The sequence below is a fragment of the Qipengyuania aquimaris genome, from assembly GCF_020171965.1.
Taxonomy (GTDB): Bacteria; Pseudomonadota; Alphaproteobacteria; order Sphingomonadales; family Sphingomonadaceae; genus Qipengyuania; species Qipengyuania aquimaris_A.
This window is the reverse complement of the sequence record NZ_JAIUZK010000001.1, coordinates 251,012-267,993: the sequence shown is the minus strand read 5'-3', so window position 1 is coordinate 267,993 and position 16,982 is coordinate 251,012. Positions and strand designations below refer to the sequence as shown.

Annotated in this window: 14 protein-coding genes; 11 read left to right on the top strand and 3 right to left on the bottom strand. The window is 64.9% G+C overall.

What is annotated here, in order from left to right; all coding sequences use genetic code 11:
• Positions 1-8: 8 nt before the first annotated feature.
• The 10 genes from ahcY to LCM24_RS01280 all read left to right on the top strand — a co-directional run bounded on the left by ahcY (position 9) and on the right by LCM24_RS01280 (position 14,257).
• Complete coding sequence (gene ahcY / locus LCM24_RS01325) at positions 9-1,418, top strand: adenosylhomocysteinase (protein WP_224802424.1); 1,410 nt, start codon at positions 9-11, stop codon at positions 1,416-1,418.
• An 89-nt stretch (positions 1,419-1,507) separates the two neighbouring features.
• Entirely contained in the window at positions 1,508-3,850 is a 2,343-nt protein-coding gene (locus tag LCM24_RS01320) for a PAS domain-containing sensor histidine kinase (RefSeq protein WP_224803435.1), read from the top strand.
• Entirely contained in the window at positions 3,847-4,296 is a 450-nt protein-coding gene (gene tsaE / locus LCM24_RS01315) for a tRNA (adenosine(37)-N6)-threonylcarbamoyltransferase complex ATPase subunit type 1 TsaE (RefSeq protein ID WP_224802423.1), read from the top strand. The genes LCM24_RS01320 and tsaE overlap by 4 nt, the downstream gene beginning before the upstream one ends.
• Positions 4,293-5,282: an aminoglycoside phosphotransferase family protein gene (locus LCM24_RS01310; RefSeq protein WP_224802422.1), complete on the top strand. Its 990-nt coding sequence runs from the start codon at positions 4,293-4,295 to the stop codon at positions 5,280-5,282. The genes tsaE and LCM24_RS01310 overlap by 4 nt, the downstream gene beginning before the upstream one ends.
• Entirely contained in the window at positions 5,279-6,001 is a 723-nt protein-coding gene (locus LCM24_RS01305; RefSeq protein WP_224802421.1) for a nucleotidyltransferase family protein, read from the top strand. Before LCM24_RS01310 ends, LCM24_RS01305 begins: the two co-directional genes overlap by 4 nt.
• Positions 5,994-9,026, top strand: a complete 3,033-nt coding sequence (gene addB / locus LCM24_RS01300; RefSeq protein ID WP_224802420.1) for a double-strand break repair protein AddB — start codon at positions 5,994-5,996, stop codon at positions 9,024-9,026. Before LCM24_RS01305 ends, addB begins: the two co-directional genes overlap by 8 nt.
• The gene (gene addA, locus LCM24_RS01295; protein ID WP_224802419.1) at positions 9,023-12,493 is read left to right on the top strand and encodes a double-strand break repair helicase AddA; all 3,471 of its coding nucleotides are present in this window, start codon (positions 9,023-9,025) and stop codon (positions 12,491-12,493) included. The genes addB and addA overlap by 4 nt, the downstream gene beginning before the upstream one ends.
• Before the next feature lie 51 nt (positions 12,494-12,544).
• The gene (gene trxA / locus LCM24_RS01290; protein ID WP_090478853.1) at positions 12,545-12,865 is read left to right on the top strand and encodes a thioredoxin; all 321 of its coding nucleotides are present in this window, start codon (positions 12,545-12,547) and stop codon (positions 12,863-12,865) included.
• A gap of 67 nt (positions 12,866-12,932) precedes the next feature.
• Positions 12,933-13,718 (top strand): LysR substrate-binding domain-containing protein, encoded by a 786-nt coding sequence (locus tag LCM24_RS01285; RefSeq protein ID WP_090478850.1) that lies wholly within the window; start codon positions 12,933-12,935, stop codon positions 13,716-13,718.
• Between the two features lie 20 nt (positions 13,719-13,738).
• Complete coding sequence (locus LCM24_RS01280; RefSeq protein WP_224802418.1) at positions 13,739-14,257, top strand: GNAT family N-acetyltransferase; 519 nt, start codon at positions 13,739-13,741, stop codon at positions 14,255-14,257.
• On the opposite strand, the gene LCM24_RS01275 is transcribed toward LCM24_RS01280, so the two are convergent.
• The 3 genes from LCM24_RS01275 to LCM24_RS01265 all read right to left on the bottom strand — a co-directional run bounded on the left by LCM24_RS01275 (position 14,254) and on the right by LCM24_RS01265 (position 15,954).
• Positions 14,254-14,925 (bottom strand): GNAT family N-acetyltransferase, encoded by a 672-nt coding sequence (locus LCM24_RS01275; protein ID WP_224802417.1) that lies wholly within the window; start codon positions 14,923-14,925, stop codon positions 14,254-14,256. The genes LCM24_RS01280 and LCM24_RS01275 overlap by 4 nt on opposite strands.
• Before the next feature lie 47 nt (positions 14,926-14,972).
• Positions 14,973-15,467, bottom strand: coding sequence for a hypothetical protein (locus LCM24_RS01270; RefSeq protein ID WP_224802416.1), 495 nt, complete (start codon positions 15,465-15,467; stop codon positions 14,973-14,975).
• A gap of 229 nt (positions 15,468-15,696) precedes the next feature.
• Positions 15,697-15,954, bottom strand: a complete 258-nt coding sequence (locus LCM24_RS01265; protein ID WP_090478840.1) for a hypothetical protein — start codon at positions 15,952-15,954, stop codon at positions 15,697-15,699.
• A gap of 316 nt (positions 15,955-16,270) precedes the next feature.
• Between LCM24_RS01265 and LCM24_RS01260 the strand changes: the two genes are divergently transcribed.
• A complete protein-coding gene (locus tag LCM24_RS01260) occupies positions 16,271-16,927 on the top strand; it encodes a hypothetical protein (RefSeq protein ID WP_224802415.1) in 657 nt (218 codons plus the stop codon).
• Positions 16,928-16,982: the final 55 nt, after the last annotated feature.

Genomic DNA, 16,982 nt, shown 5'->3' with positions numbered 1-16,982 from the left:
GACCGCCAGTGGCCCAGTTTACAGACTACGTCGTCAAGGACATTTCGCTCGCCGATTACGGCCGCGAGGAAATCCGTATCGCAGAGACCGAAATGCCGGGCCTGATGGCAACGCGCGAGGAATACGGCGCATCGCAGCCGCTCAAGGGCGCGCGCATCACCGGCTCGCTCCACATGACGATCCAGACCGCGGTGCTGATCGAAACGCTGACCGCGCTGGGTGCCGAAGTGCGCTGGGCGACCTGCAACATCTATTCGACGCAGGACCACGCCGCCGCAGCAATGGCCGCCAACAACATTCCCGTATTTGCGGTGAAGGGCGAAAGCCTTGCCGAATATTGGGACTATGTCGGCAATATCTTCGATTGGTCTTCCGATGAAGATCCCGATTGCACGGCGAATCTCATCCTCGACGATGGCGGCGATGCGACCATGTTCGCCCTGTGGGGTGCGCGGATCGAAGCGGGTGAGGAAATGCCCGAGCCGCAGAACGCCGAAGAAATCGAAATGCAGCGTGCGCTCAAGGCGTTCGTCGCGAAGAAGCCGGGTTACCTCACCAAGAGCGTGAAGGCGATCAAGGGCGTTTCGGAAGAAACCACCACCGGCGTCCACCGCCTCTACCACCTCGCCAAGCAGGGCAAGCTGCCGTTCCCGGCGATCAACGTGAACGACAGCGTGACCAAGTCGAAGTTCGACAACCTCTACGGCTGCCGCGAATCGCTGGTCGACGCGATCCGCCGCGCGACCGACGTCATGCTGTCGGGCAAGGTCGCCTGCGTCGCCGGCTTCGGCGATGTCGGCAAGGGCTCGGCTCAGTCGCTCCGCAACGGCGGCGCGCGCGTCCTCGTCACCGAAATCGACCCGATCTGTGCGCTTCAGGCCGCGATGGACGGCTTCGAGGTCGTGACGATGGAAGACGCCGTGAAGCGCGCCGACATCTTCGTCACCACCACCGGCAATGAAGACGTCATCACCGCCGAGCACATGAAGGCGATGAAGCCGATGAGCATCGTGTGCAACATCGGCCACTTCGACAGCGAGATCCAGATCTCCGCGCTCGACAATTACGAGTGGACCGAACTCAAGCCCGGCACCGACCTCGTGAAGTTCCCCGATGGCAAGGAAATCATCGTGCTGGCCAAGGGCCGCCTGGTGAACCTCGCCTGCGCCACCGGCCACCCCAGCTTCGTGATGAGCTGTTCCTTCACCAACCAGGTGCTGGCGCAGATCGAGCTCTGGGAAAACACCGACGGTTATGAAAACGACGTCTACGTCCTGCCCAAGAAGCTGGACGAGAAGGTCGCTGCGCTCCACCTCGACAAGCTGGGTGTCCAGCTTACCAAGCTGAGCCAGGAGCAGGCAGACTATATCGGCGTGCCGGTCGAAGGTCCGTTCAAGCCGGAACATTATCGCTACTAAGTGGCGATTCCCGCTTTTCGGCGGGTTATTCAATCATGTGAGGCGGCGGGGCATTGCATCCCCGCCGCTGCACGCATAGCTGGCGAATGATGGAAGTTTCGCCGACCCTCCTGGCCCTGATCGGACTGCTGCTGGCAGTCTGGACCGGCGCGGCCGTGTGGCTGATGCTGCGCGCGACGACGCGGGCACAGGCCGCCGAGGCCCATCGCAAGGCCGCCCTGCGCCTCGCGCGCATGGTCGAGGAAGGCCCTGCCATTCCCCTGACGGTGCGGACCGACGGCCGGATCGAGGCGCCCGACCGGCTGGCGCGCTGGCTCGGGCTGGAGCGGGTGCCCGAATACCTTAGCGAACTCGCACGCGAAGACGGCACTGGACTTGCCGACGAACAGATCGAGGAACTCTCCACCCTGGTCCGGCGCACGCAGCGCACCGCCAAGCCGTTCAAGCTTTCCCTGCGACCTCCCGGCTCGGGCAAGATGCTGGCCATGCGCGGTGCGCTGGCGGATCCCGCCGTGTCGCCAAGCGGTGCTGCGCTGATCTGGGTGTTCGATTTCACCGAGACCGAAGACGAACTCGCCCGGCTGGAAGAAGAGGCCGCACGCGCCCGCGACGATTTCGGCGCGCTCGTCGGCCTGATCGAAGCTGCGCCCATGCCGATGTGGTTCCGCGGCGCGGATATGCACCTGCGCCTCGTCAATCGCGCCTATGTCGAGGCAGTAGGCGGCGAGAGCGCCGACCAGGTCGTCACCGAGCAGGTTGAACTGGTCGAACGCGTCGGCGGACGCACCGCGGCTGAAGTGGCGCAGCAGGCAGCCGACCGCCGCCAGCCGATCGAGCGCATCGTCTCCGCCACGATCAAGGACGCCCGCCGCACGATCCGCGTCACCGACCTGCCGCTGGTGGGCGAGGGGATCGCCGGATACGCGGTCGACATCGAGGAAATGGAAGAGCAGGCCCGCGAATTCCGCGCTTTCCGGGAAGCGCAGCGTTCCATGCTCGACCAGCTGTCGATCGGGGTGGCGCAGTTCGACGCGCGCCGCCGCATGACCTTTGCGAACCAGCCGTTCCACCGGACCTTCTCGCTCCCGCCCGGCGTGGTGAACGAGCGCACCAGTTTCGAGCAGATGCTGATGGTCGCGCGCGAGAACGGCCGCATTCCCGAAGTGCGCGATTTCCCCGCATGGCGCGGCGAACTGGTCGAGTGGTTCCAGCGCGACGATCCCGAAGAGATGGCCTGGCCCTTGCCGGATGGTACGCATCTGCGCGTCATCGCCCAGCCGCTGCCCGACGGCGGACTGGTCTTGATTGCGGAAGACCGGACCGAGCAGCTGGCGCTTTCCGCCACCCGCGACACGCTCCTGCGCACGCGTACAGCGACTTTCGACAGCCTGTTCGAGGCGCTCGCCGTGTTCGCACCCGACGGGCACCTTGAACTGTGGAACCGCGGTTTTCCGAGGGCCTGGGGCCTCGATGGCGAGGTGCTCGACAACCATCCGCAGGCCGAAGAATTGCTCGAGGCGATCGCGGGCCAGCTGGCCGACCCCAAGGCCATTTCACAGATCGGCCAGACTATCCGGTCTGCAACGCTGGATCGCAAGAACCGTGAAGGCCGGATCGAACTCGCCGACGGACGTACTCTCGATTACGCCGGCGTGCCGCTGCCCGACGGCAACGGTCTCCTCACCGTACTCGACGTCACCGCTTCGCAGCAGGCGGAAGAGGCACTGCGCGAGCGCAATCGCGCGCTCGAAGAGGCCGATGCGGTCATGACCCGCTTCCTTGCCAATATGAGCTATGAATTCCGCACCCCGCTGACCACGATCGGCGGGTTTGCCGAAATGCTGGAAAGCGGGCTGGCGGGCGAATTGAGCCCGCAAGCCGCGGAATACGTGGCGGCGATCACCCAGTCCGTTGGCAAGCTGACGGAGCAGGTGGAAAACGTGCTCGACCTGTCGCAGTCCGAGGCCGGTCTCATGCCGCTGCGCAAACAGCGCGTCGAGTTGCTGCCGCTCTTGACCCGTATCGTGCGCAAGCGCGAACAGGCGATCCTCGACGGCGGGCTGACGCTCGATCTGAAGGGCAATGCGAACAAGGTGGTCGAGGCCGACCAGCAGCAATTGCAGCGCGCCCTCGGCCAATTGCTCGACAATGCGATCAACAACACCCCGCAGGGCGGCAAGATCGTGATTGACGTAGCCAAGCAGCGCGGCCTCAACCGCATTGCGATTACAGATACGGGTCGTGGCATGAGCCAGCACGAACTGGCCCGCGCGCTGGAAGGCATCCGCATGTCCGCCGACGGTAAGGGCATCGAGCGGCGCCAGGGCCTCGGCATCCCGCTCGCGCGCCAACTGGTCGAGGCGCACGGCGGCACCCTCGATATCCAGAGCCGGCGCAATGCCGGGACCAGCGCGGTCATTACGCTGCCGTGATCGTCGACCTGCCCGATCTTGCCGCGATGGATGCGTTCGGCGCCAGGATCGCCGCGAAGTTGCAGCCCGGCGATGTCGTGGCGCTGTCGGGAGGGCTGGGCGCGGGCAAGACCACGCTCGCCCGCGCGATCATTGCGGCGCTTGGTCACGAAGGGGAGGTGCCGTCGCCGACCTTCACGATCGTCGAAACCTACGATCATCTGCGCGTGCCGCTCGTCCATGCCGATTTTTATCGCCTGGAGGATCCCTCGGAAGCCGAAGAGATCGGCCTCGATGATTACCGCGAGGGCGCCGCGCTGCTCGCCGAATGGCCCGACCATGCAGGCGGATTTTCCCATGAGGCGACCTGCCTCGAAATCACGCTGGAAACGGTGGGAGAAAATGGGGGTGAGGGGCGCAGGGCCGTTGTTAATGCAGGCGAAGCTTGGCAAAGCCGGAAGCCATGAGCGACACGCTGCCCGACGGCATTCACGACTTCCTTGGCGACACTGCATGGCAGGGCGCCGAAATCGCCCCGCTGGTGGGCGATGCCAGCTTCCGCCGCTATTTTCGCCTGCGCATGGGCGGCCGCAGCGCCATGCTGATGCACGCGCCGCCGCCGGAGGAAGACCCCAAGCCGTTTCTCCACGTGGCCAAATGGCTTGCCGACCATGGCATGCGCGCGCCGGCGATCCTGGCCGAACGGGCGGAAAAGGGCTGGATCCTGACAGAGGATTTCGGCGACCAGCGCATGAAGGAATGGATCGACGCCAATCCGGATGACGAGCACGCCGTCTATGCGCAGGCAATCGATGCGCTGGTGGACCTGCACAAGCTGCCGCCGGGACCATTCGAGTCTTACGACATGGCTGTCTACCAGCGCGAGGCTGGCCTGTTCGTCGAATGGTTCTGCCCCGCTGCGGGCCTGAAGGTGGATGAAGAGGGCTGGCGTGATGCCTGGGATAGGGCCTTGGCGCCGATGCTTGCCCGCCAGCAACCCGGCGTCAGCGTGCTTCGCGACTACCATGCCGAGAACATCATGCTGCTCGAACCAGGCAAGGCGGGCGGCGAGCAGGGGCTGATCGATTTCCAGGACGCGCTGGTCGGCCACAAGGCCTACGACCTCGTCAGCCTGCTGCAGGATGCACGACGCGATGTATCGACCGAGCTGGAAGCAGCCATGCTGGACCGGTATCGGCAGGCCGCAGCCCCAGACGAGCATTTCGAGGCCGATTACGCCCGTCTCGGTGCGCAGCGGAACGCCAAGATCGTCGGCATCTTCACACGCCTGTTCAAGCGCGATGCGAAGCCGCGCTATCTCACGATGGTCCCGCGCGTGTGGGAAGCGATGGAGAGGGATTTGCAGCACGAGGCGCTTGCACCGGTGGCGGACTGGTTTGCCGCCAATATTCCCGACGACATCCGGGTCAATCATGGCGGGAAGATCGCATGAGCGGCCTCGTTTCCGATACCGCGATGCTGATGGCTGCGGGCCTTGGCAAACGGATGCGCCCGCTGACCGCGACCACGCCGAAACCCATGGTCCGCGTTGCGGGCAAGCCGCTGATCGACCGGGCGCTGGACCGCGTGGAAGATGCCGGGATCGCGAAGGCGGTCGTCAACGTCCACTACCTCGCGGAATCGATCGAGGCGCATATTGGCGCTCGCAAGGCTCCGGTAGTCACCTTCTCCGATGAACGTGCCGAGCTGCTCGAAACGGGCGGCGGCATGGTCAAGGCGAATGCGGCCGGCCTGCTCCCCGACCCTTTCTTTGCCTGCAATGCCGACAGCATCTGGCTGGACGGACCGCGCAACGCCTTCCTCGACCTGTCGCAGGCGTGGAACCCTGAAAAGATGGATGCGCTTCTTCTCGTCGTCACCCATGCGCGAGCGTATAATTTCGACGGTACGGGCGATTTCTACATGGACGGCGCGGGTCGCCTGTCGCGCAAGCGCCCCGACCGAATTGCGCCTTTCATCTACACCGGCATCCAGCTGGTCTCGCATCGCCTCTTGCGCGATGCGCCCGAGGGTAAGTTCTCGACCAATATCCTGTGGGACCGTGCGATCGCCGAGGACCGGCTCTACGGCGTGGCTTTCACGGGACAGTGGTACGAAGTCGGCACGCCGCAGCACATCAGGCCCACGGAAGAGGCTTTGAAGGGTGGCTGACGAAGGCAGGGTCGCACCGGAGCCGAAAGTCTACTCGATTGCCGCGCACCGCGGCTTTGCCGACGCCCTGGTCGCAGGGCTGGTCCCGCGATATTCCGAAGACGAACTCGGCCTTGCCCGCCTGACCCTGCTTCTGCCTAGCAGCCGGGCGCGGCGCACCGTGTCGGAGGCCTTTATCCGCCATGCAGGCGAGCTCGGGCGCCCCGGCCTGCTCATGCCGCGCATGGTGGTCATCGGCGATCTAGACCTCGATGAAGCCCTCGGGCCGCTGCTCGACCCGCTGGGCTCTGCAGATATCAGGCCCGCGGTCGACCCTCAGCGTCGCATGTTCGCGCTTGCCGCCCTGATTGCCGAGGAAATGGGCGACGATGCGCCCAAGGGGGCGACCTTGCTGCGCCTAGCGCGTGAGACCGGCGCCACCATGGACCGCCTGCTGGTCGAGGATGTGGGTCCTGAGCAACTGCTCGACGAGAAGGTGCTCGAGATCCATCCGAGCCTGTCGGAGCACTGGCAGAAATCGCTGCGCCTGTTTGCGCGGGTCCAGACGCGCTGGCTGGCGTGGCTGGACGCAAACAATTCGCTCGATGCGGCAGCGAGGCGCAATCGCCTGTTCGATCACGCGGCAGCCGGGTGGAAGGCCAATCCGCCCGCGACGCCGATCGTCGCTGCGGGTGTGACGAGCTCGGCCCCTGCGCTCGCAAGGCTGCTGCGGGTGGTGAGCGAACTTCCGCAGGGAGCTGTCATCCTGCCCGACTTCGACCTGACCATGGATGCGGATGTTTGGGAGGAGCTGGGCAGGGCTGGCAATCGTCCGTCGCCCGGCGATACCGTGTTCGCGAAAGACGATGCTGTCACGCATCCGCAGTACCATCTCAAGCTGCTGCTCAACCGCATGGGCATGCGGCGCGAAGAGGTGCAGCCCTGGCACCGCAAGGGCATGACCGCCGCCCCGCCGGAGCGCAGCCATGCGATCGGCGCACTTTTCCTGCCTCCCGAAGGTAGCAAGGTCTGGGCCGCTCTACCTTCCGAGAAGCGACGCCTGTCCGGCGTGCGGGTCATGCAGGCTGCCAATCCGGAAGAGGAGGCGCAAGCCATCGCCTTGCTTGTGCGCGAGGCGGTGGAGCGACCGGAAAAGCGTGTCGCCGTGGTGACGCCCGACCGGGCATTGGCGCGGCGAGTGGTGCATCATCTTGCGCGTTGGAACATCGTTGCAGACGATTCCGCAGGCCGTCCGCTCTCGCAAACGGCGGCGGGGCGCGCTTTCCTGCTCGCGGCCGAGGTGATGGCGGAAAATGCCATGTCGGTATCGCTGATGGCGCTGCTCGGGCACCCTCTCGTCAAGGGCGGGATGGAGCGTGGTGTCTGGCTGCGCCAGCTGCGCCGGATCGAGCGCGAATTGCGCGGACCGAGGTTGGAGGCCGGCCTCGAACCGGTAAGCGAAGTTGCTGCCAAACTTACGGAAACGCACAAGAATGTCGGTGAGTTCTGGTCCCAGGCAGAGGCGGCCCTCTCACCGCTGGTCGAACGGGATAACGAGGCTCCTTCTTCGCTTGCGGAGCTGATCGACACGCTCGCCTCCAGCGCCGAAACGCTGTGCGGTGAACGCCTGTGGGCGCGCGAGGACGGGCGCAGCCTGTCCGCTTTCGTCGAGGAATTCCGCCTCCATGCGCGCGAGGCAGGCTTCACCGTGGCGCCGCGCGATGTGGCCGCGCTGCTGTCCGATGCCATGGAACAGGTCGCGGTTCGCCCGCCCTATGGCGGCCATGCGCGCGTGCAGGTGCTCGGCCTGCTCGAGGCGCGCATGAACCGCGCCGACCTCGTCATCTGTGCAGGGCTCAACGAGGGCGTGTGGCCCGTGCGCGGGAGCGTGGATGCGCTGCTCGCCCCGCCGGTCCTGCGCACGCTGGGCGTGCCGGGCGGCGACTTCCGCATCGGCCTGTCCGCGCACGACCTCGCGGGCGCTCTCGGCGCGCCCGAAGTGGTGCTTAGCCGCGCAGCGCGGGACGAGGGCGGCCCCGCCATTCCCAGCCGCTTCCTCCTGCGCGTGCAGGCGCTGCTTGGCGACCAGTTGCCACGCCACGAGGAAGTGCAGGCCATCGAATGGGCGCGCGCAATGGCGCGGGCCCCCGATGCGGGTATCTATCCGCGGCCCAGGCCGATGCCCGATGCAGAGCAGCGCAAGGTCGCGATCTCGGCCACCGCGCTCGACCGTCTACGCGGCGATCCCTACCAGTTCTACGCCCAGCAGATCCTCGGCCTGAAGGATCTCGACGCCCTCGATGCAGAGCCGTCTGCTGCGTGGCAGGGCACGGTTGCGCACGAGATCCTGGAACGCTGGCACCAGGCCGATCCTAAACCGCCCATCGCCGAGGTGATGGAGGCGGTCTTCGATGACCACAATGTCCACCCGCTGATGCGCGGCCTTTGGCAACCGCGCCTGCAAAAAGCGCTGGAGAGGGTGGAAAGCGAAATCACAGGCTACACGGATCGCGAAGTGGTGGCGGTGGAGGCGTGGGGCGATATGCACGTCGAGGGCGTGCGCGTACACGGCAAGATCGACCGCCTCGACCGGCTGGCCGACGGGAGTCTCGCAATCGTCGATTACAAGACCGGATCGCCGCCTTCGTCGAAGATGGTCGAACAGGGCTTCGCCCTGCAGCTCGGTTTGCTCGGCATGATGGCCGGGCGGGGCGGCTTCGAGGGCGTCACGGGCGATGCCAGCGCCTTCGAATACTGGTCGCTCGGCAAGGCCAAGTCGGACAGCAATGATTTCGGCTTCGGCTATGTCGAAACGCCGCTCAAGGTCGGCAACAAGCGCAGCGGGATCGAGCCGGAGGATTTCCTGCCCAAATCGGAAGCCTACCTCACCGATGCGATCAACCGCTGGATCAAGGGCGATGAGCCGTTCACTGCGCGGCTCAACCCGGATTACCCCGCTTACGACACCTACGACCAACTGATGCGGCTGGAAGAGTGGCTCCCCCATATGGATGCGGAAGAAGACGCGGAAGGCGGCGCGGCATGAGCGGCAAGGTCTATCCCCTCAAGGGCCACCAGATGGATGCGGTGGACCCGCAGGAGAGCGTCTGGCTTTCGGCCAGCGCGGGGACCGGCAAGACGCAGGTGCTCTCCGCGCGCGTGCTGCGCCTGCTGCTGGAGCCGGGTGCCGACCCATCGCAGATCCTATGCCTTACCTTCACCAAGGCGGGCGCTGCGGAAATGGCCGTGCGCGTCAACGAGGTGCTGGCCCGCTGGGTGCGCATGAGCGACACGCAGCTGGCGGAGGAGCTCGTCAACCTGGGCGCGAAGAGCGATCCGGACACGCGCGCACGGGCCCGCTCGCTCTTTGCGCGGGTACTCGATTGTCCGGGTGGCGGCCTCAGGATCGATACGATCCACGCCTTCGCGCAATATCTCCTGGCGGCTTTCCCGGCAGAGGCGGAAATCCTGCCCGGCAGCCAGCCGATGGAGGACCGCGAGCGCGATTTGCTGAGCCGCGAAGTGCTGGGCGAACTGCTCGAAGTGGGCGATCCCCAGTTCCTTGCCGCAATAGGCGAAATGAGCCGCCGCAAGGGTGCGGATGCCGTGCGCGGCTGGCTGATGAAATGCGCCGGTTTCCTCGATCTCTGGTACCAGCCGCAATGGCAGGGTGACCTCTCCGGTGCGGTAAGGCGCGTGCTGGATATTCCTTCCGATGCCGGACCCGAATGGGTGGCCGAGGCGTGCAGCGACGGGATTTTCCCGGTCGCCAGCCTGCAGTCGTGCAGTCGCATCAATGCCGAATGGGGCACTAAAACCGGGCTCGAGAACGCCGATTTCGCGGCGGGCTGGCTGGCGGCCGGTCCAGATCAGCGTTTAGCGATGCTCGACGGCTTCTACGGCTCGCTGCTCACCAAGAAGGGCGAGCCGAGCCGGCTGTCCAATCTCGAAAAGATCGATCCGTCCTATGGCGAATACATCGGGCGCGTGCAGGAGGGTATCCAGCAGGTAGCAGAACGCCGCGCCCTGCTGGACCTTGCGGATTTCCTCGCCCCTCAACTGGAGGCCGGACGCGCCTTTGCGCTGCGGTGGGAACAGGCGAAGGCGCGCGAAGGACTGGTCGATTTCGACGACCTGATCCAGCGCGCCGCACACCTGCTGTCTGATGCCGCGGTGGCCGACTGGATCCGCTACAAGCTCGACCGCAGTTTCGATCACATACTCGTCGACGAGGCGCAGGACACCAACCGCGCGCAGTGGCAGATTATCGAGGCGCTGACGGACGATTTCTTCTCCGGTGAAGGCGCGCGCTCCGACCGCATCCGGACGATCTTCACCGTGGGCGACTTCAAACAGGCGATCTTCGGTTTCCAGGGCACCAGCCCGCGCAATTTCGCCGAGGCGCGCGACCGCTATGCCGAAAAGATGCGGCGCACCGCCGATGCCGCACAGGACGCGCGCGGGGCGCCCGATCCGCGATATTTGCGCCAATACGGCCTCGGCCAGAGCTTCCGCACCGCCGACAACGTTCTCGATTTCGTGGACGAGGCCATCAAGGCCATCGGTTCGGCCGAACTCGGCCTCGACCGGGAGGCGGAAAAGCACGACGGACAGGATCGCCCCGGTCTCGTCACACTCTGGAATACCGTCCACGCCGACAGCGGGATGGATGAGGGCGAGCAAGACGAAAGCTGGCTCGGCAAGCATGACCGCAAGCTGGCCGATCGTATTGCGCGGCAGGTGAAGCGGTGGATGGACGATCCCAATGGCTTTCCGCTGGTGAAGGACGGCACGCCGCGCCGTGCGGGACCCGGCGACGTGATGGTGCTGGTCCGCAAGAGGCGCGATCTCGCCTCGCTGATCGTCGCGCGGCTCTATCGTCACGGGGTGCCGGTGGCGGGCGTCGACCGGTTGCGGCTGGGCAACCCGCTGGCGGTGAAGGACCTGATGGCGGCAATCCGTTTCGCCGCGCAGCCGCTGGACGATCTGACTTTGGCGAGCCTGCTGGTATCGCCGCTGGTCGGATGGTCGCAGGACGATCTCCTGAAGCATGGCTACCGCGACAAAGGCGTGCGCCTGTGGGAGCATCTGCGCCAGAGCGACGACCCGGTCGTAGTCGAAACGCTGGCGGCCCTGCGCGAGATTTTGCGCCGGGCGGACTTCGATACGCCGCAGCAGCTGCTTCACTGGATCCTCGTCGGGCCGATGGACGGGCGGCGCAAGCTCGTGTCGCGCCTCGGGCGCGAGGCGAACGATCCGATCGACGAGTTGCTCAACGCGGCCAACGCCTATGCCACCAGCCACGTCGCCAGCCTACAGGGGTTCATCCGCTGGTTCGATGCAGGCGAGGGCGAGATCAAGCGCGAAGCGGGCGAGGGCGGCGACCAGGTGCGCGTGATGACCGTTCACGGGTCCAAAGGCCTGCAGGCTCCTATCGTCATACTGGCGGATGCAGCAATCGGTCCGGACGGTTCCGGCGATCTCGAGCTGGAAGACGCGCCGCTTGGGAGCGAGCGAAAATTCGCAGTCCCTGTGCCGGGCCTCAAGAAGGACGAGAAGGTCGGTCCCTTGCGCGAGGCCGAGGATGTCGCATCGTCAGCCGCGCTGGAGGAACACTGGCGGCTTCTCTATGTTGCGATGACCCGCGCGGAAGAGGCGCTGTTCATCGGCGGATCGCTTGGGCCGCGCGATGCGCGGAATGGACCGCACGAGGACAGCTGGTACGCGCGCCTCAAGCCGCTTTTCCCGGACGACGCCCTAGCAGACGATCTGTGGGGTGCGCGCTACGAATGGGGAAGCTTGAGCGACGAGAACCTGCCTGACCCCGCATCGCGCGCCGTGGACGAAATCGAACTACCGGTGTGGGCGAGTGCGCCGGTAGGGCCGGAGCCGCGTCCTCCCCGTCCGCTCGCCCCGTCGGGCCTGGGCGAGGTCGAAGGCAGCGATCCCCCGCTTCCTCCGGAAATTGCCGCCGGTGCCGCGAGGCGCGGTGTGCTTATTCACGCTCTGCTGGAGCGCCTGCCCGAAGTGCCGCGAAGCGAACGGGAGGCGAGGGCGCTCGACTGGCTGGGTCGGCAGGCGCCCGATCTGGCCGAGGCGGAGCGGCGCGAAATGTACGAACGCGCACGCGATGTCCTGGAGACGCCCGAATATGCCTCGATCTTCGGACCCGATGCGCTTGCGGAGATACCGCTGGCTGCAACGGTGCAGGGACAGGTTGTTATGGGCACGGCCGACAGGCTGCTGGTGACAGCGGAGAAGGTGACCGTCGTCGATTTCAAGACCGCGCGCCGTCCTCCTGCCTCGCTGGAAGCAATTCCGGAGACGACAATGCGCCAGATGGCCGCCTATGTCGCGGCGCTGGAAGCGATCTATCCGGACAGGGCGGTAGAGGCCGCCGCGCTCTATACCCAGACGCCGCAATTGATCGCCTTGCCCGCAGCCTTCATCGCGCCCTACAAGACCGCGTTTCCGGATCGGCAGGAAAGCTTTGCCTTGCCGCCAGTTGAGTAATTGACCAAGCCGCCCCACATCGGCGGCAGACACGAATTCAGGAGATATTCCATGGCCACCATCAACGTAACCGACGAAGGCTTCCAGAAAGACGTCCTCGACAGCGACAAGCCCGTCCTCGTGGACTTCTGGGCCGAATGGTGCGGGCCATGCAAGATGATCGCTCCGGCGCTGGAAGAACTTTCCGAAGAAATGGCCGACCAGGTCACCATCGCCAAGATGGATATCATGGAAAACACCGGCGTGCCCGGCCAGATGGGCGTGCAGTCCATCCCTTACCTCGTCCTGTTCAAGGATGGCCAGCCGGCGGCACAGATGCGCGGCGCGGCTCCCAAGGGCCAGCTCAAGCAGTGGCTCGAGGGCGCGCTCTGACGCACTTCGGGACATAGTCTTGCCGCAATCTTGTTTTGCGGCGCAACATTGCTAAACGCGTGGAACCATGAAGCGCACGCACCTGCCTCTCAACGCTTTGCGCGTCTATGACGCTGCGGCCCGTCACCTGAGCTTTACCCGCGCTGCGGACGAGCTTGCGGTGACCCCTGCGGCCGTGGGCCAGCAGATCCGCGCGTTGGAGGACCACCTCGGCACCGTGCTGTTCCGCCGCACGAGCAAGGGTCTTGAGCTGACGCAGGAAGGCTCCGCCGGCCTCGACGCGCTGCGCGAAGGTTTCCTCAAGTTCGAGGAAAGCGTGTCCGCGATGCAAGCTGGCCAGGCGAGCGACAATTACACGGTCGCCTGCCCGCGCGAATTCTACGCCCAGTGGCTGGCGCCGCGGCTGGCGAAGTTCGCCGAGGCGAACCCCGACATCAAGTTCACCTTCGTCGCCGACGAGAACGCCGATTTCACCGAGGCCAATCTCGACTGCGCCATCCGGCTGGTCGACGGGCCCGGAGATTTGCAGGGCGTCGAACTCGCCGCGGCGCGCCGCGTGACCGTGGCCGCGCCGGGTGCGCCGGACAAGTGGATCGACTGGGGCCTGCCGCTGCAGGACGGCACCGTCGCACATGTTACGGTAAGCAATGCCGGACAGGCGCTTTCGGGCGCGATGGCGGGGCTGGGCAAGGCGATCCTGCCCGAACTGCTCGCCAAGGAAGCGATCGAGGCGGGCCAGCTCGAAGTCCTCGACGGGCCCGAGCCGGGCACGCGCGCCTATTGGCTGGTCGCTCCGACCCCGCAATGGCGCACGAAGAAGGTCAAGGCGCTGGTCGCCTTCCTGACTGCCTGATCACCGCGCTGGCCGAGTCCATGCGCGACGTCGAAACCCTTCGTACCGACCGCTTCACCCTGCGCCCCCTGAGGCGCGAGGACACCGCTGCCCTTTACCCGACCTTCGCGGACGAGGTGCAGTGCCTCTACCTCTCCCGCCCGGCCTTCACCTCCGAGGAGGAGTTGTGGGGCTGGCTGGCGGAGCCGGACTGGAACGGGCGCACCTGGATCGCCGAGGATGCGGAGGGCCGTGTTGCGGGGCGCTTCGTCGCTGTACCTGCGCACGAGGACGGTATCGAGGAGATCGGCTACGTCACCTGCATGGACCGGCAGGGCGGGGGCGTGGCGCGCGAATGCACTGAGGCGCTGGTCGATCACCTGTTTGCCGGCGGCTTGCGCAAGCTCACCGCTGAGGTGGACATGGACAATACCCCCTCGATCCGCCTGCTCGAACGGCTCGGCTTCACGCGCGAGGCCCTGTTCCGCGAGCATGAGACAACCCATGCGGGCTTGCGCGATGTGGCAGTTTACGGCCTGCTGGCGAGCGAGCGGGCCTAGCTCTCGAACGCGGAAAAGACGTGCGCGATGCCGGGCGGGTCGGCCTGGTGCCGCAAGCGCTCCAGCGCCTCGTCGATTTCGAGCACCCAGCCGCGCGAGGCGTCGACCGTCCGGCTGCCCACTCCGCCGAGCATCCGCGTAAACTGCGTCGCGCTGCGGTTTTCGCTCAGAGTTTCGACATGGAAGCGCGTGATCCCCTCCTCGCGCGCGTCGAGCAGGATCGTCGCCGTCAGCAGCTTGCCGAGGCCGAGGCCGTGGAAGTCGTCGATGATCGCGACGGAGAACTCCGCGCATTCCGGATCCTCCTCGTCGCGAAAGGCGTGGACGGCACCGATGGCGGAGCGCGGCGGGTCTTCCGACAGGTCCAGCGCGCCCCAGGCGAGGTGCATCACCCCGTCCGCGTCGAGCAGGCGGTCGATCACCCAGTCGGGCGGGGTCCGCATGCCGGAAAAGAACCGCAGATAGCGCGAGTGCGGCGACATCCGCTCTATGCCTGCGCGCATCAGAGCCTCGTCCGCGCGGTCGACGCGGCGGATGCAGACGGGGCGGCCATCCTCGATCGCGGTGGTGATCGAACCCGGCCCGCAGCCACCGCGCCAAGGCACGTGATCGGGCGAGGGGGGATCGTCGGCGATGGGTCGGCTCCTTCGTCTGTCCCTGCGCCGCATAGCACAGGGATGCCCTACGGCTAAGCCCCGCAATGCGGGCACGCGGCCTAGACCAGCCCCTCCGCCGCAATCACCTCGTCGCGTATGCGTTCGTAGGTGGGATGGCCGGGGAGGATGTTGCGCACGTCCTCGCGATAGCGGCCGCGATAGGCGAGGACGAAGCAGAGCAGCGAATTGGCGCGCGGGTTGTAGAGCCCCTCGGCAAGAGCGCGCTCGATCGCGCAATCTTCCAGCCGCCAGACGCCGTACCCGACTGCCTCGTCCCACGCGGCGGCAAACCCTTCCGCCCCGGGCTGCGCACGAAGCTTGTAGAGCGCCTCCATGCTCTTCCCGATGGAGCGCGCCGCCTGCACGACGATACCCGTCGCCGCGAGCGTGGCGACGAAGCGGCGCTGCAGGTCAGGCGTGATGGAATTGCGCCGCGGCTGCTTGTGAATATAGGGCGCAAAGGCGAGCAGCGGATCGTCCGGATCAAGCTCCGGCCCGGGATTGGCAACGGCAGAAGTCGCCTGTCGAGGCGTAACACGAGTGGTTTCGTTCATAGGCCGAGCCACAAGGCATAACCGAACCGAGTAGGAAACCTCGAAGTCTGGCGAGATTCCCGAGCCGAAGGCGAAGGCAAGGGCGACCGCCCGCCCGAGCCTATGCGAGGAAGCCAAGCCGCACGGACGTGCGGCGCCCGGCGTCTGAGGGCGCACAAAAAAAACGGCGCCCGTCTTTCGACGGACACCGCTTTTTGTCGCCTGCGGAGTGAACCGCGGGCTGTGTGGCTTACATGCCTTCGTCGACAGCGTCTTCTGCTGCGTCGCCGGCTTCGCCCATGGCGTCCGCTTCGGCGTCGAGAGCTTCTTCAGCTGCTTCGTCGCCCTGTGCTTCTGCGAGGTCGGCCTGCTCTTCAAGGAGGTCTTCCTGCGATTCGGCCTGCTGCTCGACCAGGTCTTCCTGAGCTTCCTGCTCGCTTTCGGCGCAAGCTGCGAGCGAGAGAGCGGCTGCCGAAGCGGCGACGATTGCCAGTTTGTTGAACTTCATGTGGTATTCCCCTTTATGTGGATTCCGAGCGCGGAAACCCGCGCTTCGACCATACTACGCACCGATGACAAATTTGTGCCACATTTTTTTTCGTCTGGTGTGAAATCAGTGGGATGGGGCGGGGAGGGCGAGCCTCGCGCGGCTGCAAAATCACCGAGCCGCAGGCGAGGCAAGGGCGACCGCCCGCCGCGGCTTATGCCGCGAAGCTAAGGAGCGCGGATGCGCTCCGCCCGGCGTTTGAGGGACGAAAACAAAAAAGAGAGGCTTGTAGACTTTGTGGACTTGCTATGCGCTAGTCCATTAATATCCTCAATTCATGAGTTATTGGTCGAAGCGCGCTTGTGAGACTTTATTGCCGCTCAGCAACGCGGATGCGTTGAAGGCCGCACTTCAAGAATGGTTTTATACTGGTTCGTGCTCTGAGTTTGAGTGTTGCTCAGAAACTTGCGAATTATGCGGTCAAGATGGACTGCGCTATCATTTTGAAATTGCAAACAGCGAAAACGGGAACACGCTGAGCGTAGGCTCAGAGTGTATTAAACGTTTTGAAATTCGCGCCATTGATCATGATGGATCAAAGCTCAGCATCGCTGAGACTGCTCAATTATTGGATATCGATCGGCGGAAGTTGGTTGAAGATGCGCGAAAGCGCAGAGCTTTGGAGGCGATCCGTCAACTGCAAGAAAAGATGCCAGAATTTATCGCCGAAAGGGCATTGACGAAAATGAGTAATTCCGGATCGTTCAGTCCGCTGCAGGCAGCGTTCTTACTGGAAAAGTTTGATTTTTTTGGAATACCATTTCGCTTTGGCGACTACAAGATTTCGATTAGATCGAGCGCGGAAAAGGACGAGTTAAGAGACATGTCTGAGCATAGATTGCGCTTGGCATGGCATGCATTGACGCCGCAACAGCGCAAATCCATTCACAACTATAGAGAAAAAGTTGAACTCAATGGCGAACGTTGGCGCTGATCTTAGTAGGACGAGATTACAATCTAAGTGATTTTTTCACGGAGATCGATCCAAA